Origin of the sequence: Sinomicrobium weinanense (assembly GCF_018863395.1) — a bacterium.
GTDB lineage: Bacteria > Bacteroidota > Bacteroidia > Flavobacteriales > Flavobacteriaceae > Sinomicrobium > Sinomicrobium weinanense.
The window spans coordinates 26961-41589 of sequence record NZ_JAHKRR010000009.1; the positions used below are offsets into that span (position 1 = coordinate 26961).

Here is a 14629-nt window from a genome sequence, read left to right on the forward strand (position 1 = left end):
GGTGGAGCACTTGGAAGAATTCCATTAACCTTAACTTGCAGAAACGCTGAATAAGGCCCTTCTCCATCAACTAAAAAATCAGCCGCTATAGTACTATTATACCGTTCGCCATCCCAGACTATTATATTGACCGGTCTGTTATGCGGTTCCCCTGTACCTCCCTGAATATTCCAGGAAACATCGGTAATCCTGGCTCTACCTGGAACCTGACCCGAAGGAACTATTGTATAAGTATGCGTTGTACCGTGATTTACCGTAGTCGGGCCATCAATCCTATATTGTGCATATATTTCTTGGTTTATAATTATGGACAATAGAAGCAATATGAATATTGTTTTTTTCATAATTCTATTTTTTTCATTTTGACACAAAAAGTTTTTAATTGGACGACGGTTTTGTATCTTCCAGAATATAACTACGGGAAGTGGTTTTAGTCTCTCCCGTCGTGAGATCTTTTACCTGGCAACGTACATAAACTCTATTATTTGGACACATTGACAAGAGTCCCTCCTGGTTAACATGAGTCCATTCCCCGTAATTGTCTGAATATTCATTACAACTGATCGCCCAACGATATTCAAACTCTCCGCTTCCCCCCGTGGTATAGGCTACAACACGGTAGGGATTAGTATCATACTGACTTTGAGATAATATTAAAGGATCATACGGACTTTCATTGACATCCCGCATATATCTATACCCCATTTCTTTTACCAGTTCAAATCCTCCTGGATTATTTGTGGTGCCAGCGACTTCTGCATAGGTTTTTATCAACCTCCCCCCTGCATCATATTCATATCTTGTTCCCATATTATTAGGTCCCAAAATATAGGTAAGTTCATCATATTCATTATAGATATATGAATTCATGGATGAAGAAACCGGGTGTAAACGGAAATCGTCATAATAGGCAGTACCCGAGGTAGTAGTTAAAGACACTTCTTTTCCGGAAATCACATCTACAATAAAGTTAAGCTGTACCCAATTCCCAGCAGCAACAGTTTCCTCCTGGTTATAACTAAAATTTTTCCCATTTGAAATAACACGGGTATTTTTATAATTGGATTTATGTGCCCAAACCGAGAGGCGATAGGGGCCTGTAGTCCCAGGTGTAGCCTTAAATGCCCTGACATTGGCCGCTACCTGTATGGATTTACTACCGGTATGGGCCCTGGACGAGATCACTGAAGCTGAGGCATCTTTGGTAACACCACCGCTGAATGTATTACCACTGACATCTTCTGCCCCGGAATAAAACATGGTGTTATAGGCTGCGTTGGAGGTGGAAAACACCTTGTTATTTCCCCATTTCGTAGATGCCAAATTACCATTGACATCTTTAATTTCCAGAGGATTGGAATAAAGATCGTAACGGGTAACTTCAGACAACATTTGCCACCCTGTGGGTTGGGAATCCGTGGTGGCAGACCAATCAAAATTATCCGTGAAATTTTTAAGGGTTCCGTCTGCATTTAGCTCTCCTTTCCAGGTATAAGCTCTATGTTTTCGCCATACATTATTATTCCAGGCTTTCCAGGTTGTAATCCCGACTCCCGTAGTTCTCCAATTACCATTATTATTCATAATTTGGTTGTAATTCGCGGCAGGTTGTACCAGCATATTCTTATATGCTACATTGGCCACTTTACTTCCCATTTTCGGATATTTCTTATAAGCAAATACCGTTTTGGACCGGATACGATCTCCTGTACTAGAAACCATTTCTACCTCACTGGCCCGGCCTGTAATAGCATCAAGATTTCTAAAATCCGTTTTAAAAACATGCCCTTCCTTATACTCAGATGAAGAACGTAACAGACTAGGATATTTTATTCGTGATGACGAATTGACTAACCATTTGTCATTTTTAGAATCATCACTATAAATGATCCATTTATAACTTTGATATGACTCTTGAATTTGTCCCAATTTGTTTGGAGTTGAACCAGGCGGATAATAATCATTTACTATTTTACTTAAAAGTTGCCCCTCTCTGTTATACGTCCCAACTTCCAATAATTGTCCAATAGCTGCTATATTATCTTTTACCGTATAGCTACTAATATCCACCGTTGTACCGTCATTTCTCACCAAATTCTGTTTCGTCTGGGATATTTCATAAATATCTCCGTACTTTATAGCATCAGGAGATTTTTCTTTCATTACATTAAACTTATAGCGGATTTTCTCTCCTGTTTCTGATTCCACAGTAGTGTATTCATACATCACTTTAGGGGCTGGAAGTTCCTCACTATACGGAAGTTCTTGCTGTAATTCCGGGGCAAACGGCAGATAAGAAACATAACCTACTCCGTTTTCATTTTTCCCATATTTGTACTGAGTGGTATAGGAATTTCCCATTCCATCTTTAACTGTGATCCCCGAAGTTCGTATACCCCCTATATTGGTTAGTGCGTTATGAATTTTGTAGGACGCAGAGAATTTTTCTGAAGAAGAAATACAATACAGTTGATCTAGGTGACTACATTCAAAATCGGGAATCTTTATAAGAAATTTATTTCCTCCTTCATGGGTGATTACCTTAGCAGTAGCTTCAAAATCACAATTTTCCACTCCACCACCGCAAGGTCCTCCGCAATTTCCAGGTTCTTCCCAAACACATCTTCGATCATATTCAAAAGAAAGGGACTCTCCTACCTGTATTCCCAAATTACGACTGGAGTTTATCCTATACGTGACATTATCGACCCTGGAAATTGTATAATCACCAGTTCCTTTAACGAAAGAAACGGAGGAATTAAATACAGGTTTTAGTGAATGAGTTTCATAATTTATAAGTATTTCTGCTCCTTGAGGTGTTGTAATGCCATTTAGTGACCATGCACTATTATTTTGTCTATTATAACCGAAGTCATCTTTGTATTCTTTGTGATAATCAAACTCTTCATTGTAATTAAATTTATAAGGCGGTATCATGGAAGCTCCGCCTTTTCCCTTAAAATGAGCTCCCACCAAAGTTGACCTCCCTAAATCTTCCATGGTATTGGGCGTCCCCCTAACCAAATCATAAGCATAAGCAAAATCTATAGATTTTATTGATCTATCTAAAGTTTGGGACCAGTTATCACTATCGTCCAGAACATTATTTCTCATATTATATCCAGCCGCTTCTCTTTTGGATCCTACCACTCCATTATAATATATTTCTACACTTCCCGTATCTCCAACTCCTCCAGAGTTTTTAGCAACATCATCTGTTTCCTTTACTAATACAATTTTCTTTAGTCGTAGTGGTTTTTGCATCGGTATCCTAAACCGCTCTTTATAATCGCTACTGCTCTGTACTCTTTCTCCATGCTCTACGGATTTATAACTCCAGGCAATAGATTGCCCATCGTCCCTTTCCTCTTTTATAAAAAGGGCTTTATGTGTACGTGTGATAACTTTGTCCAAATAATATACTTCTTTTCTTCCTCGAATTTGGGTCTTTATGTCGCTATTACTTTCATCAATAAAGTAATCCTCATCATAAGGAGCTTTCCATACAAATGCATCTGACCATTTCCCATATTCAAAATTTACCCAATATCCATAATCCTCTTTATCTACCTTACCATTAGCATTTTTATCCACATAATCCGGCCCGGTGACCGCTGTAAGTAACCAATGTGTGGCATAGGGATCTAATTGACGCCTCTCAAAATAAGATTTTGCTTCTTCCGTCCGCTCTTGAATAGCGCCAAAGGTTCGAGTAACAATTTCATGGTTGTATACGGGAAGAGAATAATGGTAGGTTTTACCATCCGGCGCGGTAATTTTAAATCCGCCTATACCATCGCTTGGGGCATTTTCCCTGTTAAATCCAGTTGCGATGGGAGACAAAAAGCCTTTAGACCTCACTATTGCTGTTTCATTGATAATTTGGTCATTAGTAAAATGCTCTATATAATTGCCATTCGCTCTTCTCGGTTTCAACGTATTATCAACTCCATCTGTATAATGATCATAAATATTGGCGTTTGTCGCAGAAGTATTAAAATTTGCCTTTTTTATGCCAAGGTAGGTACTTATTTCATTGTCCATACTAAAATAGGGAGCCGCCTTAAACTTAACATGTTCCGGAACATATCTAATAACACTATTATCCGCATCCATAAGAGAAGGGTAAACCAGCTTATAGCCACTGTCATCATCTCGCTTCGATGCCCCGTAAAGTGCCCCATTCTCAAATAAACGGGAAGACATTCCACCAGATAACCCCTGAGCTTGCACATTATAATTATCATAGGCAGGAAATACAGGATTGTTAAATTCAGGGATATTCTCCGAAGCTATACCATTTCCCTCTAAGGGAATTTCATAAAAATCCATAAATATCTTTCCTACTTTAAAATCCCTTTGAGAAGCTGGATCGTATGGTTCACGATAATAATTTAAAGGACCTGTGACCGATATTCCTCCAATATGACTCAAGCTATATTTCATACGCTGTTTACCAAAGGTCAGGCTAAATACCCCTATCTTGGTAGCAACTACAAGGGGGGTTATCTTCTTACTCATCCTGGTGACATAGTTTCCCATGTTTACTGTAGTATTAAAAGCCATCTGTGTTCCTATCCCTGCACCTTGTACTACATCATTAGTACTATTTTCAGAACTCATATGAAATCCTCCGATACCATCGGATGAGAAGCTGATTCCCATCGAATTATTATTTATCGTTCCCGAAATACTTATTGTTCCTGAAGATGAAAGACCTATGCCAAAACCCTCCCCGTTATTATTAAATCCAATTGAAGCACCATGATTTCCAGAAGAATGAGCATTGACACCAAGGGAAAGCCCTGAATTGGTAGTAATACCAACACCTACCCCTACCCCATTACTGCCCGCTGATAAACGTCCGCCCAAATTACCTACTCCTTCCAGATTGATACCATATCCCACACTTACTGCTCCTCCCAGACTTCGGTTACTGCCCCAAGAAAAACTTTGTCCGACAGAAAATAATCCCGTAGAATAGCCAAGGGATAAAAAATACATTTCCTCGGTCCCTCCTTCATCATAGAAATATTCCCATATGCGCGCATGATTATAGCCATCTGGATATCCATTCACGGATCGGTTTATCGCCCCCGGGTTTAAACTCCATCCCAATCCCACCCAGGAAGCCTCTTGATCCATAGCTATTCCCGCATGATAAGCCAATGCCAAGGGATAACCTCCTTCAGGAGAAGGTATATTTAACAAAGGGAGCACATATGAAAAATCTGCCGTTACCAAATTGACCATATCGGTGGCATCCACTGGTTCAAAACCTGTGGCTTCGGGAGCAGTAGGGCCATTGTTGGAGGCCTGTAACATATTATAAGGCAATAAAGATTGTAAAAAGCTGACCGTCAAAAAAACAGCAATAACTTTGTGTGAGAATTTTGTCTTTATCATGGGTTGTTTGATTTTATCTTTATTTTTTTACACTTTTGAATGCAACAACATTAAATGTTAATTCCGGTTCGTTCTGTATGCCCTTTGTAGGAATTTTAAATCTTACCTCCCCGGTATAAAACCCCAGGTCTTCAACAGTTACATTGATGTATTCGTCTCTTAGATATTTTTCTTCCCGGGAGTATACCAACATAATATCCGTACTCCGGCTCATTCCGTACATTCGGGGGTAAATAAAATCTGCCATCGGCAAAGTATCCTTTTTCGGTGTGTACAGGTGTACTTTTTGATCCATTTCAAAAGCTAATTCATTGATCATTCCTCCAAAACGGCCACGATCTCCGGCCACGTTATTCAAGAGCTCCTGGTTGTTTTTAGACATCGACAAAATGAAGTACATATACTTGTTGTACTTTTGCCTGAGCGAATCAATCGTTTTTTGGTCTGCTTTATCATATAATTCCTGATTGACCAGGAGGTCAGTAGGCTTGTACAATAGGGAAAAGCCCACACCGTTTACCCTTTTGTGATGCATATAGCCATTTCTTTCCTCCCGGATATAAGCCAGCAGGCTTTCTTCCGTATCAAATGTCCGGGAAGAGCAGGCTACCAAAAGGCATAGTACACTACAATACCAGAGGCTACCTTTTGTCATATTCCGCATTTAGTCCGTCTAAAACTTCTTCGGTAAGGTTTGCCGCATCTGCTGCATACATGATGTTCCCGCCGCCGCTGGCCCCGAAAATAATACGATGCCCTTTTTTCTTACCGTATTCCTTCACGTAATCATTAATATCATTAATGACCGTCTGTGTCATCTTCTGATCTTCTTCCCGGATCTGCCGTTGAATGGCCTGCTGATAATTATTGACCTGCTGCTGTTTATTAGACAGGAGTTCCTGTTGTAGCTCCAGCTCCTTTTTGCTCATGGAAGCCCGTTCTTTCTCGTATTTTTTTAGTTCCTTTTGCCAGTCGGTCACCAAGCTGTCTATATTGGCTTTCAGAGCTGTTGCCTTCTGGTTGAATTTTTCGCGTTCTACCTTGGAACGTTTGTAGCCTTCCATTAATTTATTTACATCCACATAAACGAGGTCCGGTTTAGAAAACACAGACCATCCCAATGAAACTATACTGATAATAAGGGCCAAAACAGAAACAGGAAATAGTAATTTTTTCATCAAATAATTATTGTTTTTTGTTTGTAATTGATTGTTCTAATGTTCTTATTCGATTCTCCAGATTGCTTATTTGTTCGTTTTTGTACTTGAACTTTTCTTCCTGTTGCAATGTATATAAGGTTAATTCCTCCACCTTTTCCAGCAACTTTAAGTTCATTTCCTTAAGATTAATCCCCTCTTTCTCCATTTCTTTAGCAGAGGGAATTCCCGGTAAATGCCCTTTTTCCTTTATATGGTTTTGTACCTCTTCCAGGGAACGCAAATAATAATCTTTTTTAAACACGTAATCCGGTGCTACTGCTCCTGCCAGGTCTACCTTGACTTCCTGGCTATGTATCTTTCCTTTTACCGTAAGCTCAGCATCCGGAGAAACAGTCCCGATGCCCAATCGCCCTCCTTGTGTTAACAAAAATATCCTGTTGTCCGCCGGTGTATCACTTACCCTGAAACTGGCATTATCCACTCCTCCGGGAGACTGTATCTTAAAATACTTTAACCCGGCACTGGCTCTCAATGCCAGGCTAGTTGCAGCGCCTGTCCCCACCTGCATAAACTCCCAGGGACGTTCTGTATTAAGTTTGAGCAAAGAAACACCATCTCCCCGGGCGTAAATATCCAGTTTACTTTCCGGGGATGTAATTCCCATTCCGGTACTTCCATCGGGAAGTATATAAATTCCCTTACCATTCCTGTATGCATAACGTTCATGCCCCATATACAAATATTTGGGAGTTTCTCCACTGCCATATACCCCTATACCGGCAAATGTGCTCTCTGCATTATTGTCATGCCTGTATATAAATCCACGTGCCCAGCCTGTCGTTGTTTGAGGCCTTATTACTTCTATATACCCTCCATCCAACTTCACATTTGATCCCTTTAATGTTGGAAATTGATTTTGGGAAAAACCAAAATAGCTTGAGAATAGAACTAAAAGAATGTATATTTTTTTCATCTCCGATTATTATTCATTTTTTGAATTTCATTTTTTAATTCCTGTATCATCTGCCCCTGAACTCTTATCATTTTTTGTTGTTCAATTGCATATAATGTAAGTTCTTCGATCTTTTGCAATAATCTGGCATCCATCTCTCCAAGGAATATCCCATTTTGCTCTACTTCTTTAGCACTGGGAATATCCTTTAAATGGCCTTTTTCTTTAATGTGCAATTCTACATCTTCCAAAGTAGGTAGCTCATAATTTTCCTCAAACACAAAATCACTCCAGCCATTCAGGTCTACTCTAACTTCTTTACTATGTACAACCCCATTTACAGCAAGTTTGGCATCAGGCGATGTTGTGCCTATACCTACACTTCCTTTAAAATAATTCCCTTTACTCCCCCCAAACCAGGCGGAATTATCCCTACTTCCCGTCCAGCCGTCGTGCTCTACAAAAAAACGAACCGCCTCACCCTGGCTTCTTATCTGAAAAATAGGGTCTCCCGAAGCCGGATTGTCCATACGATATACCAAGCCTGTGACATTCTGGGTACCATTACCCCGATGATTCCCGGTAGATGGAGCTTCCATATATATTTTTCTTTCTCCTGAGGTATTATATTTTGCCCGGAAAGCACCATTGACATCCAGTTTTGCTCCTGGATTATTTGTTCCGATCCCTATGTTTCCATCACCTCTTATTACCATCCTGCTTATTAAATCCCCTGCTATGGTCTTCCCGGCACGGAAATAAAGATGCCTGTCCATTTTGCCGGAACCTGTTGGAGATACCTGAATATACATGCTTTTTTGATTGATACCCGGGTCATCGCTGGTGATATAATTTCCGCCGGCGTCATGGTCAATTTTTATATAATTCTGCCCTCCCGATTGCCGGATAAATTTTGTATTCCCCCGGACTTCCAGTTTCTCCGAGGGAGAAGAAATTCCGATCCCCACATTCCCCGATGTAGGAAAAGTATTGGACTGGCCATATGAAATTAAGGGAATTGCGAAAAACAGTAGTAATACTTTTTTCATAGATGTCTGGATTTTATGTTAACTCTTAAAAATTTTGTTTGCGGAAACTACAAACCAGCCTCTGCCTTTTTTACGCAAGGAGAGTTCTGTTTTTTAGGGGGAAAGGGGATAATAGGACCTGACGACCGTCAGGATTTCAGGTTTAGGGGGGAGATGTAATTTTAGTTCATTGGCTTTTTGGAGTTTTTGTATTATTAGGCTAAAAGTACTATATTTTTTTATTATTGAAAATTCCGAACGTTACCTTTCCTTTAAATTGTGGATAAACAGAACAGAAAAAATACAAAACCAAAAGATTTGGCGTCTATGATCGGTACATCTTCCGTTGTTATTGGCAGCTTCTTTTCCGGGCGTTGTAAGCACATAGAAAATAGGCGCTCGTTTCCGCTTTGTTCCTTTAGAGCGCCAGTGGGGTTTTCTCTATCTCTAATTTAATAAAATAGCCATTGTATCTTATCACAAGAATACTTATTTAAGCAGATTATGTGACAATATTGACAACCCAAAAACTCCTGTTATCAGGATTAATAATTAATAACTCAATAGAATAAGGCTCTTCAATTGAACCCTTGTAAAATAAGGAATAATAATTATTGGGGGTTCCTATATTATCCTTTAAGCCCTCTAATTGATTTTGTAAATCTTCGTTGCTTGTGTCTCCTTCAAAAACAGATAACATATTTATGATATTATCATTTAAAACAAGACCTTTTTTCCAATTAATAAGCTCCCATTTTGATTTATACTCATCCTTTTTCGGGAAAGTGTCTTTAGAAGTAGATTTTAAGAAATTGGAAACAGTTTCCTCTGTTAAAATGTATTCATTGAATATATATCCTTCCCCTTGAAACCCTGCAAATTCACTATAACTATATACCTTATCCTCGACCGCCGATTCAACACCAAAAACGTTTTCTAAATCTATCTCATCGTAGATATATGATTCGCAAGAAACCATAAAAATAACAACCAATATAAAATAACCTCTTTTCATATTAATATCCACCTAAATTAGTTAAATATGCTTTACCGTAACCATATATACTAAAGTCAGTTATATTATAACGCCCGTTAACGGTGGCCTTATATTTTCCGTATTTAGTTAATTGATTCCTCGTCCATATTTTGGCTCCACCTCCTCTATGTTGCTCAAAATTATAAACATCTATCAATCCATTAGCTCCTCCTAACTGGACTTCTCCGGAGTTATTTAAAACGGATATTTTTATACTTCCATATACTTCCCCAACTGATTTGTTGAAGTAGTCCGGTTGCAATGGGTTAATGAAATTAAAATACCCCGAAGTTCTATAAAACCCATTTTTATTTCTGAAATCTCCCATATCAATAGTAGATAAATCTATTTTTCCTGCGTCTACAAATAAAGGTTCTCCATTTCCATTTCTTGCCCACGCATTAGCTTCTGACAGAGTTAAAACCCCATCATAATCAGGTCTATCTTTCAAGTCGTAACTATGTGAAAAAACTTTATTCCAAGTGGGGTCATCAAATTTGGCAAATTGGTCTCCCGGTAAGTTAGAAGCGTAATCAGATAAAAATTGTCCTCCTTCTTCTAAAATATCTAACTGGTTCATCCCTTGGGTAAACTCTCCCCCATAAATAATAGCTTCTCCTTTCAACCCATATTCATCCGTTCCTAAGAAGCTACCGTCCTCGCCATATATTGGATTGAATGCTGCCCTTCCGTCCGGGTCGATAAAGTTCGGCGGCGAGTTGTTCAAAAAACTGTAAGGCGAGACGCTGTAAAACTCTTCAGCCAACGGGTCTTGTGTAGTTGTCCTGACAATATCGGCCATATAGTGCCTTGCCCCGAAGTCGTGCCAGTCTAAACCGAGCTCCTTTTCGTGTTCTTTGCTCTGATACGTCTGATAGTTGTTTTCCGGGCCATTGAGGATATTATTGTACCCTTTATGTTCCAGCCCGAAGGGGTAATAATTCTGTTCCCTCCGAATCTCCGAGGTTCCGACTGTACCATCTCCATTATCATCGGCAAAGGTGATCCTCACATTATTTAAATGATCTTTCAGATAATAAACATACTGATAGCCTCCCCCAGCTTTCGGCTCAAAATACCCTTCCGGGTGGCTTACCTGCTTGAGTTGGCTATTCTCATAAATGTAATTCCCTGCATACTCGGTAGTAGTGGTCTGTCCATTAGCTACCGCCACCTTTTTGAGTTTGCTACCATCCGCCCCATAAATATACTGAATATTCCCCGTATGTTCCGGGTTGTTTACCGTAACCTTAGTTGGCAGGTTTAAATAGTTATACGTAATTCCCGTAATGCCCTTATTCGCATCTGTTTTCAGATTCCCATTAGGGTCATAAGTGTACTCATTATTGGTATTGGCACCATCTTTAAACCCATCATCCTTATAGATTGATGTCGCAGTCTCGGTTACTTTCAATAGCTTATTCCCGATATTACCAGCATTATAGACATAGCGAATATCGTCCATAGCTTCACCGGGGGCCTGGCTGTTCCGGTACAGGCTCGTGATATTTCCGTTCTTGTCATAATTGTCCACCCGCAAGTCATAGCCCGTACTTAAGTTAAACCCTCCCGTAGTCTTTATCCCATAATCGGCATAGGTGATCCGGTTCAGGGCGTCATAGGTATAGGCATAACCCCTGGTTCTTTCTCCTCCAACTAAATCGTTGGCAGTCTTCCAGATCGTCTCACTGATATTACCATTATACAGCGGCGTGTTGGAGGCCCCCATTTCTTTGGTATTGTAATTGATCTTAAACGCAAATAGCTTATTGCTTAGATTGGTCACATCATTGATCTCCTTTAACCAACCCCGTACATTATAAGCATAATTTAGTGTTTGTAAAGGTTTATCCGGCGTATTTCCCACCTTCTTTTCCTTTAACTGCCCCAGGTCGTCATAGCCATTCTCTGCAATAAGTTCACCTGCAGGGCTGATCGATGCACTGAAACTCACACTGCTGGTGGCCTTAATATGAAAACCAGGGGTTAACCTAATACTCTTACCCGCCACTTTATCGGTTGTGCCGGTAACTGCACTGTTCAACACCAGGTCCTCTCCTGAGGTACTTCCTCCACAATCCCCGTTAATACACTGTAATTGCCGTATCAACCGCCCCGCATGGTCGTATTCAAACTGGTCTGTGGTCACTATAGGAGCATTACTGCCCTTGGTATGGGTCGTTTTAGTTTCAAGTATCTTCCCTACAAAATCCAGCTTGTATTCTAAGATATCCGTGGTATTCAGGTAAGGGTTCTTACTGGCCGTATAGATCACCCTGCCCTTGTTGTCATATCCCGTAATGGTCGTGATCCAATGAGCCGTGCCCAGTACCCTGACCTTGCTTACCGTGGGTAGCCCCTTGGTATTGGTGGCCTTGGGCCTATCATATACCCTGGCAGGTACACTCAATCCGGCCGTCCCCACATAGGTGTCATAATAGTTGATCGTATGGATCTCATCCATCGCCTTGGGAATGGCTTTACTACTATAAAACACGGGGACTCCTGCATATGCAACGGCTGTAGATTCCTGGGCTTCATATTGCGTGAAAATACTGTTATTGGCTGCATATTGCAAGGCCTTCCTCCCGTTGGAATATTTTTTTATTCCCGTATAAGCTACCCGCCCGAAAGCATCATACTTGGTAAACAGCCATTGACCGTCGGCCCTTAACAATGAGTCCTGGGTCAATACAGGTTGGTCCAACTTATTATATACGATATAATCCCAGGCCTTACCGGGAATCTTCTTTTCTACCAAACGATTCCTCCCGTCATAAACATATTGGTAGCACAACTCTTTTAGTTTTGTAGCATTGGGCTTGGCCGAATGGGCTTCTGCCTTGGGCGGTAACACATAAGTCAGGTTGCCGTAATTGTCATATACATAATACGTATCGTGGGGCTGTTCATTGTTATAAGTCCGCTTCAGCACTACCCGGCCCTGTTTGTCTTTAAACTCCTCTGTGCTGTGGTCCTTGCCCGTCCCGTTATGGTTCTCATCATACGTGATCGTTTTGTACAATTCTCCCGCCTTATAATAGCCCCCGTTAGCCGTGGATAAACTTAAAGAAGGTTCATATGTGTATACATCTCCAGCTGTTTCTGTTGCCGTCGTGGTCGCTTTGTAAAGACGGACTTCCTGGGAACTATTTGTATCGTAGGAAAATTCTATTTCATGACCACTCCCCAGCTTCCACGCCTTCCCAGGGGCTGCCTGTTTCTGTACACGGTTTAAAGGAGAAGGCTCAAACTGTTTTTGAGAATAGGCATTAACATCCACATTTTCCAGACCTGGAAAATCTTCCGGATAATGGTCCATGTAATAATTCTTCGTGGCAATTTCCTGGTCCGTATCCCGGTAACTGCCATCATCTCCCCCTGACTTATAAGACAGCCATTCCTTTGCCTGGCGACCATAGGCGTCATATCCGATATGGGTGATAATGTCTTTCTTATCCGGGGAAGCCCGGATAGCCACCCTTTGCATGGGCCGCCCCAAACCGTCATAATAAACCTTTGTTTCTATGACATCTCCGCTGTATAATGCACTATCGGGAACACTCATCCCCCTTTGATAGATCCGGGTATGGATGTAGTTCTCGTCATTAGGCACCGGGGTTGTTGGCTTACAGCCATTATCGGTTCCATATTCCCCAGGGCACTCATCCGTATTATCCTCTACATAGCCTTCAGGGGCTTTGCTATAATACACCTTATTATTCGGGTCACCAAAACCATCCCCATCGGCATCCCTGTAAAAATAGCGGGGGGCAATATTGGTGATCTTTGAGGTACTGTCGTCATAATCATCCCCATTCAGCACATAACCCGAGGGGCGGCTACAACCCTTCTTTGTCACCGAAGCATTACCATATCCATCGCCGTCAACATCCGAATACCACACCGTAGCCGGGTTAATACTTGCATTGGAATCATTACAATCATCCGCATTCCCGACATAGCCCATTGGGGGAAAACAAGCCTTTTTCCGCGTAAGGGTAGAACCATATCCATCCCCATCGGCATCCTCGAACCAGTTCTGGGCATAGCGAATAGTTGGGTCGCTATCATCACAATCATCTTTGTTCGCAACATATCCCGACGGCTTGGTCTCCGAGATTTTGCCGTAAAAAGGGTCTCCCAATCCATCCTGGTCCGAATCCCGGAACCATGTTGTGTTCTCTCCCGGGTCCGGGTCATCTATTGCGGTCGGTGTTACAACCTGGGAATAACCATGCCGTACCAAAATGAAAAATAAAAAAAGTATACCGTAGGTCGTGTAATTTGTTTTCATAAACAAAAATATCTTAAAAGGTTACTGGCCATTATTCGCATTAATTTGATCCTCATGGCGTATAAGGTTGGTTAACATGGTCTCCAATTGTTCAATCCTGACTTCCATCGCTGACAACCGCGATTCCCTCTCTTTTAATTTTTCCTTTTGGAATTGCAATTGCTTTTCCTGGGCTATCGTATACAAAGTCAGTTCTTCGATCTTTTGCAATAGTTTAGCATCCATCGCCCCAAGGTGTATCCCTTCCTTTCCTACTTCTTTGGCACTGGGAATATCCTTTAAATGACCTTTCTCCTGAATATGTCGTTCTACTTCTTCCAGTGTGGGCAGGGTGTAGCCCGATTCAAACACAAAATCACTCCAGCCACTCAGATCTACCTTGACCTCCTTACTGTGCACTACACCATTTACTGCCAGTTTAGCATCGGGAGAAGTCGTGCCTATACCTACATACCCATTGGGCAACATAAATAAACCATTACCTTTCCATGGCGTTTCTCCGTGAGTTATATATATGTAATGAGGAGTTTCTCCTCCTCCATACATCCCTATTCCCCCATAGCGGATATCACCTTTAGCCTTAAAGTAGCTTATTCCTCGGGCCCAGCCTCCTGTAGTAGCAGGCCTCATCACGTTTATACCGCCTCCATCAATCAATATACTGGATCCCGTTGCAGTTGGATACTGGTTCTGCGATATACCTAAATGGCTTAAGCTAAGAAATACAAAAAGGATATATAGTTTTTTCAT

General features: G+C 41.0%; 8 protein-coding genes. All 8 read right to left on the reverse strand.

The genetic code is table 11. From position 1 onward, the window contains the following. Window positions 1–378: 378 nt before the first annotated feature. Window positions 379–5406 (reverse strand): hypothetical protein, encoded by a 5028-nt coding sequence (locus KN811_RS18305; RefSeq protein ID WP_187965001.1) that lies wholly within the window; start codon window positions 5404–5406, stop codon window positions 379–381. 19 nt (window positions 5407–5425) lie between these two features. After that, window positions 5426–6061 (reverse strand): hypothetical protein, encoded by a 636-nt coding sequence (locus KN811_RS18310; RefSeq protein WP_187965002.1) that lies wholly within the window; start codon window positions 6059–6061, stop codon window positions 5426–5428. Next, window positions 6048–6584, reverse strand: coding sequence for an OmpH/Skp family outer membrane protein (locus KN811_RS18315; protein WP_187965003.1), 537 nt, complete (start codon window positions 6582–6584; stop codon window positions 6048–6050). Before KN811_RS18315 ends, KN811_RS18310 begins: the two co-directional genes overlap by 14 nt. 7 nt (window positions 6585–6591) lie before the next feature. Further along, window positions 6592–7452, reverse strand: coding sequence for a tail fiber protein (locus KN811_RS18320; protein ID WP_187965004.1), 861 nt, complete (start codon window positions 7450–7452; stop codon window positions 6592–6594). 83 nt (window positions 7453–7535) lie between these two features. Continuing rightward, entirely contained in the window at window positions 7536–8567 is a 1032-nt protein-coding gene (locus KN811_RS18325; RefSeq protein ID WP_187965005.1) for a hypothetical protein, read from the reverse strand. Between the two features lie 481 nt (window positions 8568–9048). After that, window positions 9049–9561 (reverse strand): hypothetical protein, encoded by a 513-nt coding sequence (locus KN811_RS18330; protein WP_216334946.1) that lies wholly within the window; start codon window positions 9559–9561, stop codon window positions 9049–9051. A 1-nt stretch (window position 9562) separates the two neighbouring features. Then, window positions 9563–13879, reverse strand: a complete 4317-nt coding sequence (locus KN811_RS18335) for a DUF6443 domain-containing protein (RefSeq protein WP_187965007.1) — start codon at window positions 13877–13879, stop codon at window positions 9563–9565. A gap of 21 nt (window positions 13880–13900) precedes the next feature. Beyond that, entirely contained in the window at window positions 13901–14629 is a 729-nt protein-coding gene (locus tag KN811_RS18340) for a hypothetical protein (RefSeq protein ID WP_187965008.1), read from the reverse strand.